Origin of the sequence: Clostridium sp. ZS2-4, assembly GCF_026719745.1 — a bacterium.
GTDB lineage: Bacteria > Bacillota > Clostridia > Clostridiales > Clostridiaceae > Clostridium_H.
On sequence record NZ_JAPPRQ010000033.1, the window covers coordinates 39,518 to 53,812 of the forward strand.

15 protein-coding genes are annotated in these 14,295 nt (G+C 29.6%); 6 read left to right on the forward strand and 9 right to left on the reverse strand.

What is annotated here, in order from left to right; translation table 11 throughout:
* Positions 1-95: 95 nt before the first annotated feature.
* The 7 genes from OIO11_RS06050 to OIO11_RS06080 form a co-directional block, all read right to left on the reverse strand.
* The gene (locus OIO11_RS06050) at positions 96-299 is read right to left on the reverse strand and encodes a heavy-metal-associated domain-containing protein (protein WP_268070556.1); all 204 of its coding nucleotides are present in this window, start codon (positions 297-299) and stop codon (positions 96-98) included.
* Positions 300-311: 12 nt separating this feature from the next.
* Positions 312-1,223 (reverse strand): PSP1 domain-containing protein, encoded by a 912-nt coding sequence (locus tag OIO11_RS06055; RefSeq protein ID WP_268070557.1) that lies wholly within the window; start codon positions 1,221-1,223, stop codon positions 312-314.
* 1 nt (position 1,224) lies between these two features.
* A complete protein-coding gene (locus OIO11_RS06060; RefSeq protein WP_268070558.1) occupies positions 1,225-2,169 on the reverse strand; it encodes a DNA polymerase III subunit delta' in 945 nt (314 codons plus the stop codon).
* A gap of 24 nt (positions 2,170-2,193) precedes the next feature.
* Positions 2,194-2,523 carry a cyclic-di-AMP receptor gene (locus OIO11_RS06065; protein WP_268070559.1) on the reverse strand — a complete coding sequence of 110 codons (330 nt, stop codon included), beginning with the start codon at positions 2,521-2,523 and terminating at the stop codon, positions 2,194-2,196.
* 145 nt (positions 2,524-2,668) lie between these two features.
* Positions 2,669-3,301, reverse strand: coding sequence for a dTMP kinase (gene tmk, locus OIO11_RS06070; RefSeq protein ID WP_268070560.1), 633 nt, complete (start codon positions 3,299-3,301; stop codon positions 2,669-2,671).
* 14 nt (positions 3,302-3,315) lie between these two features.
* Positions 3,316-4,821, reverse strand: coding sequence for an aminotransferase class I/II-fold pyridoxal phosphate-dependent enzyme (locus tag OIO11_RS06075; protein WP_268070561.1), 1,506 nt, complete (start codon positions 4,819-4,821; stop codon positions 3,316-3,318).
* Positions 4,800-5,012 carry a sigma factor G inhibitor Gin gene (locus tag OIO11_RS06080; RefSeq protein ID WP_268070562.1) on the reverse strand — a complete coding sequence of 71 codons (213 nt, stop codon included), beginning with the start codon at positions 5,010-5,012 and terminating at the stop codon, positions 4,800-4,802. Before OIO11_RS06080 ends, OIO11_RS06075 begins: the two co-directional genes overlap by 22 nt.
* Positions 5,013-5,342: 330 nt before the next feature.
* Between OIO11_RS06080 and OIO11_RS06085 the strand changes: the two genes are divergently transcribed.
* The 3 genes from OIO11_RS06085 to OIO11_RS06095 all read left to right on the forward strand — a co-directional run bounded on the left by OIO11_RS06085 (position 5,343) and on the right by OIO11_RS06095 (position 7,901).
* Positions 5,343-6,011, forward strand: a complete 669-nt coding sequence (locus OIO11_RS06085) for an accessory gene regulator ArgB-like protein (protein WP_268070563.1) — start codon at positions 5,343-5,345, stop codon at positions 6,009-6,011.
* Complete coding sequence (locus OIO11_RS06090; protein WP_268070564.1) at positions 6,011-6,133, forward strand: AgrD family cyclic lactone autoinducer peptide; 123 nt, start codon at positions 6,011-6,013, stop codon at positions 6,131-6,133. Before OIO11_RS06085 ends, OIO11_RS06090 begins: the two co-directional genes overlap by 1 nt.
* 67 nt (positions 6,134-6,200) lie before the next feature.
* Positions 6,201-7,901: a bifunctional diguanylate cyclase/phosphohydrolase gene (locus OIO11_RS06095; RefSeq protein ID WP_268070565.1), complete on the forward strand. Its 1,701-nt coding sequence runs from the start codon at positions 6,201-6,203 to the stop codon at positions 7,899-7,901.
* Positions 7,902-7,982: 81 nt separating this feature from the next.
* On the opposite strand, the gene OIO11_RS06100 is transcribed toward OIO11_RS06095, so the two are convergent.
* Complete coding sequence (locus OIO11_RS06100; RefSeq protein WP_268070566.1) at positions 7,983-9,587, reverse strand: L,D-transpeptidase; 1,605 nt, start codon at positions 9,585-9,587, stop codon at positions 7,983-7,985.
* Between the two features lie 230 nt (positions 9,588-9,817).
* Here OIO11_RS06100 and OIO11_RS06105 point away from each other — a divergent pair, with 230 nt between their 5' ends.
* Positions 9,818-10,993 carry a M20 family peptidase gene (locus OIO11_RS06105; RefSeq protein ID WP_268070567.1) on the forward strand — a complete coding sequence of 392 codons (1,176 nt, stop codon included), beginning with the start codon at positions 9,818-9,820 and terminating at the stop codon, positions 10,991-10,993.
* Between the two features lie 19 nt (positions 10,994-11,012).
* Here the strand turns inward: OIO11_RS06105 and OIO11_RS06110 are convergent, their stop codons facing one another.
* Complete coding sequence (locus OIO11_RS06110; RefSeq protein ID WP_268070568.1) at positions 11,013-11,504, reverse strand: hypothetical protein; 492 nt, start codon at positions 11,502-11,504, stop codon at positions 11,013-11,015.
* Positions 11,505-11,997: 493 nt separating this feature from the next.
* Between OIO11_RS06110 and OIO11_RS06115 the strand changes: the two genes are divergently transcribed.
* Complete coding sequence (locus OIO11_RS06115; protein ID WP_268070569.1) at positions 11,998-12,951, forward strand: magnesium transporter CorA family protein; 954 nt, start codon at positions 11,998-12,000, stop codon at positions 12,949-12,951.
* Positions 12,952-13,096: 145 nt separating this feature from the next.
* Positions 13,097-14,014, forward strand: a complete 918-nt coding sequence (locus OIO11_RS06120) for a S66 peptidase family protein (protein WP_268070570.1) — start codon at positions 13,097-13,099, stop codon at positions 14,012-14,014.
* Positions 14,015-14,295 lie beyond the last annotated feature (281 nt).

Below are 14,295 nucleotides of genomic sequence, written 5' to 3' on the forward strand. Positions count from 1 at the left end.
GACGATCTTTTTTCAATCTTATTATTCAACAAAGATAGCTCCAACTGGGCATATATTTGTACAATTCCCTTCTTATAAATTTCAAAAGACAATTTTTACACTATTGTGTATCCCATATCTTCTAATAATTCGTATATTTCATTAATATTTATGAAATATTTATCATATACAATATCTATTTCTCCTTTATCCCTCTTTATTTGACAAGCCATTACCCCTTCCAAATTTCCTAATGCCATTCTTATACTTCCCACATCTTTAGCAGAACGCATATTAGAAACTTTTATAATGGATTTCATATATGTTCCCCCTTAATCCTCTTTCAATAGTTCATTTATTACTTCTTCATCTACATCCTCAGTTTCTAATCTTATATCTTCATCTCTACTATCTTCAGAATGTTCATATTTTCCTGAAATCATGGTAATCTCATTTATAGAAACATTCTGTATCATATCTTCTCCATCCTTAACTTTAATTTTAACTTTTACACTTTCTTTAACTACTGAGTTGTTTATAACCTGTCCTTGCCCGAAAGGAGTGTCAACAATAGAATCTACCATTGGAAGCTCTTTTCTTATTTCTTCATAGGTGCTTTGTTCATAATTTAAACAGCACATAAGTCTTCCGCAAATTCCTGATATCTTTGAAGGATTTAATGATAGATTCTGTTCCTTTGCCATCTTTATAGATACTGGTGCAAAGTCACCTAAGAAACTTGAGCAGCACATAGGTCTGCCGCATGGACCAAGCCCACCTATCATTTTTGCTTCATCCCTAACTCCAATTTGTCTCAATTCTATTCTTGTTCTGAATATAGATGCTAAATCCTTTACTAATTCTCTAAAATCAACTCTTCCATCTGCCGTAAAGTAAAATATGATTTTATTATTATCAAAAGTATATTCCACATCTATAAGCTTCATAGGAAGATCATGTTTTTCAATTTTTTCTATACATGTATTAAAAGCTTCTTTTTGTCTTTCCTTATTTTGTAAGTGCTTTTGTGTATCTTCCTCAGTAGCTTTTCTTATAACATTTTTAAGTGGAGTTACTATCTCTTCTTCCGAAATCTCCTTAGGTCCTGTAACACAATCCCCAAATTCTATTCCCCTTACAGTTTCAACTATTACGCTGTCTCCACTCTTTATCTCTAACTCATTAGGATCAAAATAATATATTTTTCCTGACTTTTTAAATCTTATTCCTACAACTGTTATCATGTTAAACCTCCTGCATTTTAAGCAGCATTATATCAAAGGCTAATGCTGAATTCACTCTTCTTTCTAACTTTTCTCGAATATTATTTATAACTTCGAAAATACTATCAAGTTTGTTAAATGAATACATATTAGAAAGTTCTTGTATATTATGAAACTTATCAGTGTTTATTACGAGGTCCTGCTTTCCCGTTTCTTTATAGATAGCAATATCTCTTATATATGAAATTAAACAAGTTAATATGTCATCCCACTGCTTACCATATTTGAAAAAGAATTTTTCATATTTCTTAACTATACTTTTGTCTTTTTTATATATCTCAATAAGTATTTCCATTGTTGTATCTCTTATTTCTTTAAAAGTACTATCTTCTAAAAAAAGCTTACATCTTCCAGGTATTCCTTCACTGAAAGCAATAACAGCCTTTGCTTTTTCTTCCTCCAGTTCAGGATATTCCTTTAGTATATATTCTTGTATTTCTTTTAAATTCAATCTTTTTAATTTATGAATTTGACATCTTGACCTTATTGTTTCCAATATAAGCCCTAAATTTTCACTTAACAGTATTATAGTGACTCCTTTTGGCGGCTCTTCTATAGTCTTTAAAAAGGCATTTTGAGCTTCTGTTGTCATTTTATGAGCCCCATATACTATTATTACTTTTTTATCTCCTTCATAGGGTTTTTTATTTATTTCCTTTATAATATCACGAATTTCATTTACCCCTATAGATTGCTTATTTTCAAGTGCCCTCCACTCTATAATATCAACATAATTTCTATTTTCATGCTTATCTAAAAGCCTTAGTGCAATTTCTTTTGCAATAAGGCTTTTTCCAATACCCTCTTCACCTGTTATGAGATGAGCATGAGAAAATTTTTCCTGATCTATGGAACTTTCTATTTGCTTTTTTATAAAATCATGCCCAATTATGCTTTCAAAGCTCATCTTTACCTCCAAGTACCTACTAAGTTACATCTTTTCGAATCTGTCTACATCTACTACAAATACAGTAGCTCCTCCTACTTCAACTTCAATTGGATATGGTACATACACCCCTGTTGAGCCTACTACTGGAGATGGTGCCGTAACAACTTGACTTCTCTTTTGGCATACATCTTTAATAAGTGATACTACAGTATCAACCTCTTCTTTTTTTACACCAATTAGAAGAGTAGTATTTCCAGTCTTCAAAAATCCACCTGTTGTAGCAAGCTTAGTAACCATATATCCTGACTCTGTAACTACATCTATTAATTCTCTTGAGTAATCATCTTGAATAATAGCAATAACAAGTTTCATATCATTTCCTCCTAACTCAACCTTACATATTCCCCTTAATCCAATACTTTTAAATGTCTAAATTTTCAATATATCCATATCTTTATTTTACCACATATACTCAACACTTTTTAGGTAGACTTAAAACTTTTTTTGCTACTATACCTTATATTCCTGTTTCCTCACTGAAAACTTTTTTAATATCTTCAAACACCCCTTCAATAGGCTTATTTGCATCTACCTTTTTGATTCTATCTGGATATTTCTCTAATAATATAAAGTATCCTTCTCTTACCTTTCTATGAAAATCAATTTTCTCTAAATCGAGTCTGTTAACTTCTCTGTCCTTGTTTTTTGCAATTCTTTCAAGTCCTACTTCAGGTTTTACATCAAGATATAGTGTAAAGTCAGGCATATATCCTTCTATTGCAAATTCATTTATTTTCATAACTTCATCTATTCCGAGTCCTCTTGCATGTCCTTGATATGCCAAGGATGAATCTAAAAACCTGTCACAGATAACAACTTTACCCTCTTTTAATGCAGGTATTACTCTTTCAGCTATATGCTGTCTTCTGGAAGCAGCATACAATAATGCTTCTGTTCTGCCATCCATTGCTGTATTCTTCTTGTCTAAAATTACATTTCTAATTTGTTCAGCTATATTAATTCCACCTGGCTCTCTAGTAGATATGTAATCTATCCCCTTTTCCTTTAAGTATCCTTCTAACAATTTGATAATAGTTGACTTCCCTGACCCATCTGGCCCTTCAAGTGTAATAAAAACTCCTTCTTTCATCCTATGTTCCTCCTCTATTCATCTACAACTTTAACTTTCCATTCTATATTTTCTCTATCTTCCTTATCTCTTTTTAACTCTCTAACACTCATTTTTAATTTTCCACTTTCAACTCTAAATTCTCCACTATCTTTTGTTACTCCTATTACATCTGTTCCATTTGCCAAATAATATTTTATCATGCCTATAATATCTTCATCTATTGTTTCACCCATCATCACTAAAGGAACTCCTGGTGGATACGGTACTATAGATTTAGCACATATTTTTCCTGCTGCATCCTGTAGATTAATCTCCTTTGTTTTCCTATTTAAAATCTCAAAAGGAGCTAATTTACTTTCAGTAATATTATAATTTAATATATTATAATATTCTTGTTTTAAACTATCTAATGGACATTCTTTTATAACATTATAAAGTTTTTCAAAATCCTCTTTCCTATTAAAAGGTGAAAAGATAAGTATTACATTTTGATTATCATTCATCTCTGCTTGAATATTTTTTTCTCTTAAATATTTTGAAAATTTACTTGCACTATATCCTTTTTCTAAATTAATTACATATCTAGATAAATCAATATCTTCTTTCCACATATCTTCTCTACCCAACACATGAAATCCTTTTACTTTATTTATTTTATCTCTATAGACTTCAGCAATTTCTAAAAGTCTTTTATAATCTTCTTTCCCATATTCCTCTAAATAAAATCTAGCATAATCCATAGAACTCATAAGCATATATGATGGACTAGTACTTAAGAATATGCTTAAATAAAACTCTACTTTATCTGAATCTATGCCTTCGCCTACATGAAGATAAGCGCTTTGAGTAAAGCTTGGCAATGTTTTGTGCGAACTCATAACCACCATATCTGCTCCAAGCTTAACTGCACTTTCTGGAAGTCCTTTGCAGATTCCAAAATGTGCTCCATGAGCAGAATCTACTAAAACCTTCATATTTCTCTTTTTAGCTTCTCTTATTATAAAATCTAAATCTGGACAAACTCCATAGTAGTTAGGATAAGTTATTATTATTCCCTTAGCATCACTATTCTCTTCTAGTACACACAAAAAATACTCCTCTTCTATTGAAAGAGGAGCATCATATTTTTTATTAATCTTATTTTTTATATATACTGGTTTTAGTTTTCTCAACATTATTCCATTAAAAATGGACTTATGACAATTTCTCTCTACAATAATTTTATCTCCTTCATTGAAGGAAGTGAATATCATTGCAAGATTGCCACTGGTACTTCCATTTACTAAAAAATAAGATTTTTTACTTTGATAAAACTGTGCCAGATATTCTTGAGCTTCCCTTATTATTCCTTCAGCATTGTGAAGATTATCCAAGCCATCTACTTCTGTAATGTCGCCCTTTATAAAATTTTCATATAGTTCTCTGCCCATAGCAGTATTCCTAAATCCTTTTCCACCTTTGTGCCCTGGCATACAAAGTAAAGTGTTATTCTCTTTAATATATTTTAATACTCCTTCTACAAGGGGTAGTTTTGACACCTGTAATCCACTCCTCTTATCATATAATGTGCAATAGCCTTTTTTATACATTGTATATAATACTCATAAAAATCTGTTCCGATTTCTGCATTTGTTATCCTTTCTTCACAACATTTACATATTCCTCTTCCATATATCATTATACCATCATTTAGAGGCTTTCCACATATAATACATTTCTGTTTTCTCATATTGACCCCCTTGAAAAACTTGATAAATTCATCTTAATTATTGCCCCTTATAATATATTTTATTCATCATATCCTCTAATCTTATTTTGTCCACAAAAATAATTTAAATTTTTTAATTTTAATTATTTTTAAGTTTATCACTTATAATAACCAAAACTTTCAAATTTTTTATAAAATAATTTTATAAATGCTTAAAAATTCCATTACAAATATTTCATAATTATATATTTCATGATATAATTATGATTATTAAGGAAATTAATATCATATTTAATCAAATTATTACATTTTTCATATATCTTTATTATATAAGTAAGGGATGAAAATAAAATGTTTTCAATTGAAAAAATATCAAATAATTTAGCATTTAAAATTGCTTCACTTTTAAAATTGGACAAGGATAATAAAGAAATTATTGCCTACGGTGCTTTTTCTTTTTTTCAAACTCTATGGGCTATTCTATTCGTAATAATATTTGGACTTATTTTCGGTGTATTAATAGAGGCTTTGATTCTTTCCTTTACTGCTAGTTTTTTAAGAAAATACTCTGGGGGTGCTCATGCCAGTTCTCCAAACATATGTGCTCTCATTGGAGCTATTGCTTTTTGTGTTTTAGGCATAATCATAAACCAAACTAGCCCTTTACTAACCATTAAATTGGCTGCTTTAACAGGATTAGTTTGCTTTATATTCTCTTACTACATTGTTTCTAAATTAGCTCCTGTAGATAGTCCTTCTAAACCTATTGTAAAAGAAAAAACAAAACAACGTCTAAAAAAGAGTTCTCTGCTTGTACTTCATGATTTAATAATAATCGTAATAGCTTTGTTTGGATTATATTATAAACTGGAAGATAAAATTTTGTTAATAAGTGCTCAATGTATATGTGTTGGAGCTGCTTGGCAGTCCTTAACTCTTACATCCTTTGGACACTCATTGATGACAAGTATAGACACTTTTTTTAAAAATATAGCTACTTTCTTCGGAGGTGAAAATTAATGAAAAAAATAGTAAGTTTACTAGCTGCTTTCTTCACATTTTTTGCTTTTTCAATTTCAGCATCAGCATGTGCTTGGAGTGCTTACCAACCTGAAGAACCAAACTGCTTAAGAGAACAATAATGTAAAGGTCTTAATTAGCCTTTACATTATTATTTATAAATTACTAATTTATATGGATGTGAAAAACATGAATGGGATTGAAAACATTAGACAAAGAAAAATACTTGAAATTATATCCATTGTGAAATTAGCTTCTTTACTTTTTTGTGGAATTATAATTTTCACGTATTCTTTTAATAATAATTATATTAATTTTCATATAAAAAATAATTATTTCAGTGTAGTTTCAGCAGAAATATCTATATGTATTTTGGCTTTAATCTATACTATTTGGTCAATTTCTTCACGAAAAAAATTAAAGTATACTAAGTTTATAGTATTCATTGAAAACTTTATTTTTATAATAGTATTTTTTATTTTAATTCTTTTATCTGGTGCTCATACCAGCCAGTACAAGTTTTTATTTTTATTTATAATTATATCTTCAACTATACAGATGGGAATAAAACATGGAATTATTATATCCTGTATCTCTTCAGTTATGTTATTAGGTATGGATTTAGTTTGTATGCCTAGTGTTCAAGTTAATCAATATTTTGAGAATGATTTAATTTTATCCGGAATATTTATTCTGACTGCTTTGCCATTAGGACATTATGTTAATATTGAAAATGAATATAGAAAAAAATTAGCTGAACTCGTTAATATAGATGGATTAACAAGAGTTTTTAATCATAGATATTTTCATCAAGCGTTAAAAAAAGAAATTGTATTATCTGAAAAAACAAAATGTCCTATTTCTTTAATCTTGTTAGATATTGATTATTTTAAACATTATAATGATCTTTATGGACATCAAAAAGGCGACGAAGTTTTAAGGAAAATAGGATTTATATTAAAAAGTACTGCTCGAAGTAAATGTATACCTGCCAGATACGGTGGTGAAGAATTCACAGTAATCCTACCTGACACATCAGAGAAGGAGGCAATTTCTATTGCAGAACAAATAAGACTGGCGGTAGAGCAGCAAAAATTTGAAGGTGAAGAAAATCAGCCAAACGGTAAACTTACTGTTTCTGTAGGAGTATCTACATTTCCTAACAAAGCCAAAAATGATATTGACTTAGTTAAGAGTGCTGATGATGCCCTGTATAGAGCTAAATTTTTTAATAAAAACAGAGTAGAAACATACTATTCTGTTTTAGAGGAATTAGAAAAAGACTTAGAAGAAGAACATATTGACCTGATTACCTCTATAAAAACATTAATTAGTGTTATCAATGCAAAGGATAGATATACATATGCTCATAGCGAAAGAGTTGTTATGTTCTCTAAATTATTAGGTGAAAAACTTAACTTATGTGAAGAAGACAAAAAAGTATTAAAATATGGTGCCTATATGCATGATATTGGTAAAATAAATATTTCTAAAGAAGTTCTAAATAAAAAAATGCCTTTAACCAATGAAGAATGGGAACTGCTAAAACAGCACCCTGTTAACGGCATAGATATGATAAAATCTGTTGATTCCCTTAAAAATATTATTCCTTTAATTTTGCACCATCATGAGCGCTATGATGGAGAAGGATACCCTGATAAATTAAAAGGCAAGGATATTCCTTATCTTACCAGAATGCTTACTGTTACGGATAGCTTTGATGCTATGACTTCTAATAGGCCTTATAATATTGGGAAAAGCTATGATGAAGCTATTTTGGAATTACAGAAATGCAGCTCTACTCAATTTGATCCTGACATTGTAGAAGCTTTTATAGAAGTTGTAAAAGAAAACAAGGATAATTTTGACAATTTAGCTTTTATCTCTTAAAAATAAAGAAAGCCCAATAGAAATTTTCTATTGGGCTTTCAACTTTACTATAAAATTTTAAATTCATGTATCGCCATATATTTATTGTTGAATAACTACTACAGACCCTCTTGGTACATTACTGTAAAACCACTTAATATCATTTATAGGCACTCTTATACATCCATGAGATGCTTTATGCCCTAGTTTTGCAGCTTCTGACTGAATAACATGTCCATTTCTAGTGCACAAAACACTGTGGAAAAGATAATTATTGTTAAACCTTACCCAATTGTAGCAGATAACAGAATCATTATATCCTGTTAAGAATGCCGGGCCCCTGTCTCCTATTAAATAAGTTCCTGTTGGTGTTGGAGTCCAATCCTGCCCTGTAGAGCAGATTATATTTCTTATAAGCTTTCCATTTTTAAATACATAAACATGCTGATCACTTAAGTCTACTAATACAGAATAAGCTTTATTAGGCTTTACTATTTTTACATTACTAGTTGGTATATATCCTCTTACTTTCTTTGAAGAGCTATACGCTGTCACTTCTACATAATAATAAGATCCTGCTTTTTTTAATACTTTTATTCCATAAAGACTTCCATATATATATCCTACATTTCTTGAATTAGACTTAGGCTCTGCTTTTATATATATTCTACTAGTTTCACTTGCTTTTCCAACTACAAGAGAATCTATTTTTGGAGCCACAGGTCCTTTTGGAGGTTGCAGCTTTTTATGTCCTCTATCTGGATTGCCTACAATTATTAACTTAGTTATCTCTTCTTCTGTAACAATCTCTTTATACTCAACTTTTTCTTGCTTTTCTTCTATAACTTCTTTTTTCTCTTCTACATATTTCTCTTCTACATATTTCTCTTGTACTTCTTTTTCTTGTGCTTCTTTTTTCTTATCTTCAATTTTATTATCTTCTTCTAACTTCTTTTCACTTTTTTCCTCTTCTTTTGAAGCGTCTTGGCTTGTCTTTTCTTTGTTTATATTATCTGCACTTGTTTCATCTTCTTTTTTAGGAACTTCAACTTTTTCTATACTCTTTAAATTAACCTTAAATAAATATATACCAGCATTGCTTGTCTTCCATGAAACGCTATCTTTATAATCTTTAGCATAAGAAACTATTGTTTTATTTTTTATAAGGTCATACACACTGAATTTATACAGATACTCTTTATTCTCTTGTTTTTTTATTTCAATTGCCTCACCTTTAGGGTAATTGTTCTTTACACCAGTTAATTTAATGTTAGATGCTTGTCCATTTGATTTTAAGCACTTCATTGTTGAAGTAACATAAGTATCATATCCTCTTGGATTTAAAGGTTTTGCTCCTGCTCTTTTTATCCAAACTGATACATCATAATCCCCTTCAGATAATGCAGGTGTTGTTACCCTAAATATCTGATTTTCTCCCATAGCATTGGTAAATCCATTAGTTATATCCTGCCAGTTACCTGTTCTCTTATTGGAAATCCATACTCTATACTGCACATTAGTTACAGATTTAGATAGTATATCTATAGTTTGGGTATCACCCTGGTAAATATCTTTATATTCATAAACTATCTTTTCTACTTTGGGCATATTCTCTGCCGCATAAGCTGTGCCATTTCCTACTGTAACAACTAGAAATAAAATCATAATTACATTTGCTACAACAAATTGAAATCTTGTCTTTCTCACACAATCAGCTCCTTATGTTACATATAATTCCATTTTAATTTACTCCTCTTTATTATAGTTATTATCGGTATGTATTTCAATAGAAACATTAAATTTATGTAAATTATATAGAAAATATATTTTATATATATGGGCATAATATTAGTGACCAGTGATTAGTGACCAGTTCATTATCCATTTTAAACCATTAAATATCAATACACTAAATCAACAAAAGGGAGAGATTCTCTATGAAGCAGGAAATTATAACATATCTATCTACAATAAAAGAAGATATTAATAATATTACAAAATATTTATACGAACACCCTGAGGAAAGCTTTTGTGAACATAAATCATATAATTACATAATAAGCTTACTAAACAACAAAGGTTTTAAAGTGACAGAAAATTTTCTGGAAATACCCACTTCTTTTATGGCTGAATATGGGAATGGTCATCCAAAAATTTGTTATATTTGTGAGTATGATTCCCCTTATAAAAAAGGCCATAAAAGTCATATACTAGGTTCAAACTTGATATCTTCTATATCTATTGGTGCTGCTCTTAGTCTCTCAAATGTAGTGGAAAAATTAGGTGGAACTGTAATAGTATTAGGATGTCCTGGAGAATATATAAATGGTTCTAAAGTAGCCATGGTAAAGCAAGGAATATTTGAAGATATCGATGCTGTACTTATGGCTCAGCCTCATACTGTTACCGGTGAAGTGTGCTCATCACCAGCAACTCTTCCCCTTGAAATTACATATTCATGCAATAAAGACTCTGGATGTACTAAAAAAAGTACATATGACGCTTTTGATGCTTGTATTTTTACTTTGAATTCTATAAATACTCTTGTTAAAGGTTTTTCTAATAATTGTTCAATTGACATGGTATCTATTAAAGGTGACTCCATGCCTTGTATTCCATCTAATACTGTAAAAACCAGCTTTTATATTAAAGCTTCTTGCTTGAAAATTGCTGAAGAGATTGCAGAAAAGATAAAAAGAATTGCTGCTTCCTCTAAGGATTTAATGAATATTGACTCTACTGTTACTCTACATGAAGTGCCTTATGAAAACTTTATATCTAATAAAATTTTAACCAGAATATTTGCTCATAATTTAAAAGAAAGTGGAATTATTGATGATGCGAAAATAATAGATATTCCTTACGGATTAAGTTTTGGAAATATAAGCCATATAATTCCTTGTATACGTCCTTATATTTCTATCGTAGAAGATGAAAACATACAGTATGGTACTGAAGGCTTTGCAGATGCAACTCTTTCCTCTTATGCAGAAGATAGAGTTTTAAAGACTGTGCAAGCTCTTGCCATAACTGGTCTTGATTTAATAGAAAAAGACTCTTTGTTAGCTGAAGCTAAAATGGAGCTTCATAAATCTTTAAATAAAAAATGCTAGGTAATACATCCTAGCATTTTTATATTTCTGCTTTATTTATTAATACATCCAGTTTATTGATCAATCTGTGACTTGGCTCAAAGTAAAAGCCATTAGTACCTTTATGATTATTATATTTGCAAAAATACACGTCTTTATCAAGTTTTAAGTTACCATACATCTTTCTAGTTGGTGTGTCTAAACACGCTTTAGTTTTTCCGATTTTATCTACAGATTTAATATCTTTAATCTTAATCGTTTCCATAATTTTTTGCTTATTCCCTTTTAACTTATAAATTATAAATTCATCAGCAATTATGGCATACTTATACTTTATCTTACACTTTTCAATCTGTATTATTATAAATATCAATACAACAATATCTATAACGGTAGTTGAATACTCCCCTACTCTGTACTCACCGAATGTAAGCTTTGAGCTTATATCCGATATAACTATAGAAATAGTTAACATTATTACTATCATAAATATGCTGGAAATCTTTTTTCTCATTACTATTTCCTTGTACATATCATGTCTCCCCCATAGTTCATAAAAATTTTACAAAAAAATTATACTAATTTTATTAATATGAATACAAATCCTATACTGTCGTTGTCCGTCGATTATAGTTCATTTGCTGTAAATATATTTAGTATACATTAGAATACTCCTTATTATTAACTAACTCTATCATTTTACTATTTAGCTCAACTTTTAGTTGAAATTTTATCCAGTTAAAAATGAGCAATAACAGATGTTTACTGCTATACAACTATACTATATCAATTATTTTCATCTCATAACTATAATATATATTGCAATTCTCAATTCTCAATTCTCAATTCTCAATACTCATTACTCAATGACACTTTATAGAAAACCATCAAGGAAGTTTTAATATAATGAATAGTATTTATTGCAGCTTATATATAAATATAAACAAAATACTATTATAAGCTAGAAAATTTCTTAATAAAGTTATATTATTAATATAAGCAACAGTTAGAAAGGATTGAATTATATGATTTCTATATATAAAAGCACAAGCGGAATTAATCCAACTTTACAACAATTAGACAATATTGAATCTGGATGTTGGATTAATATGATAGCTCCTTCTGAACAAGAAATTCTATTGATTTCTAAAAAAATTGGAGTACCTATTGAATTTCTCAATGCTGCATTAGATGAGGAAGAAACTTCTCGTATAGACATAGAAGATAATAACATACTTGTCATTCTGGATATTCCTTTTACTGAAATGGAAGAGAATTCTCTAACATATGATACATATCCTCTTGGAATAATTCATACTGAAAAAGCAATAATAACAATCTGCTTAAAAAATAATAAGATGTTAACTGACTTTATAGAAGGAAATGTGCGTTCTTTTTATACTTTTAAACGTTCTAGATTTATATTGCAAATTCTTTATAGGGTTTCCAGCTATTTCTTAACATGCCTTCGCCAGATAGATAAAAAGAGCTGGATGATACAAAAAAAGCTTCATAAATCAATGAATAATAAAGTTCTTATGCAATTACTTTCTCTTCAAAACTCTTTGGTTTATTTTTCTACTTCATTGAAGTCAAATGAGATAACCTTGGAAAAAATGATAAAGCTTGATATAATGCAAAAATACGAAGAGGATAAAGACCTTCTTGAAGATGTAATAATTGAAAACAAACAAGCAATAGAAATGACCAGTATGTATACAAATATTTTAAGTGCTACTATGGACGCTTCTGCCAATGTTATATCTAATAATCTAAACCTTGTGATGAAAATATTAGCATCAGTAACTATAGTTATTTCTATACCAAACATATACTCTGGTATATTTGGTATGAACGTAGATGGTCTACCTTGGTCTTCATCTGCACATCCTGGATATGGATTTTCAATTGTGATGACATTAATGGTAATTACAACTTTAATTAGCATAGTATTTCTAAATAAAAGAAATATGTTTTAAATAATAAAAAGACTTATTTATAGAGAAATATCGAATAACACAAACCTTAATTGAGATGGAGTTTTCACTCTATCTTTTAGCATATAAAAACTTCAATCATATTATATATAATTGAAGTGAGAAATGTTAAGGTGTGATGTAAATAATGATATCTAAAAAATTAAAAATAGGAGATACTATTGGTCTTGTATCTCCTGCAAGTCCAGAAGAAAAATATAAAATAGAAAAAAGTATAGATTTTTTAAAATCACAAGGTTTTAAAGTTAAAGAAGGCAAACATCTATATGATAAGTGGGGATATTTAGCTGGTAAAGATAAGGATAGAGCAGAAGACCTTATGAATATGTTCTTGGATAAAGATGTTGATATGATTTTATGTATTAGGGGCGGCTACGGATCTATGAGAATACTCCCTTTACTGGACTACAAACTTATAAAAAAACATCCTAAACTCTTTATGGGCTATAGTGATATTACTACTTTTTTAAATACACTTGCTTCTAAATGTGAATTAATAACCTTTCATGGACCAATGGGCAGTTCAAATTTTGAAGATACAGAAACTCTGAAAAGCTTTTTAAATACCATTACAAAATGCGATAAACCATATATACTCTCAAATGCTTCTAACATAACTCTTACTTGCAGAAATAAAGGATATGCACAAGGCAGAATTATTGGTGGAAATTTATCTTTATTAGCATCTACTTTAGGCACCCCCTATGAAATCAACACAAAAGGCAATATCCTTTTTATTGAAGAAGTTGATGAAAAACCTTATGCCATTGATAGAATGCTCACTCAGCTTTATTTAAGTAGAAAGCTTCAGCAATGCAGCGGATTTATCTTAGGTCAATTTACCAACTGTAATCTTCCTAATTATGAAAGCAGCCTTACTCTTGAAGAAATAATTCAAGACAGAATTTTGTCCTTAAATAAACCTACCTTATCTAATTTTATGTCCGGTCACAGCTACCCCAAATTAACTCTGCCAATAGGGTCAAGAGCTAGAATTGATAGTCATAATGGGAAGATTGAAATACTAGAAAAGGTAGTAGAATAATGTTGTAACACAACATTATTCTTAGGTGCTAGGGTGCCAGGTTCTAGGTTCTAGGAAATACAAGAATTGGCTTAGGCAAATTCTGTAACAAAAAAACTTCTCCACTCTTTATTTAGTCCCAAGGACATTAAAATTTCATTCCTCTGTTAAATTCTAACTCAACTTTCGCACTTGTATTTTAAGGCGTTAGCCTGTGTTTTCAGTATTTCTAGCATAAAAAATAGAAGAACATTCCTCCATTTGGTATAATTGAATCACGACAAACAACGACCAAGAAAGGA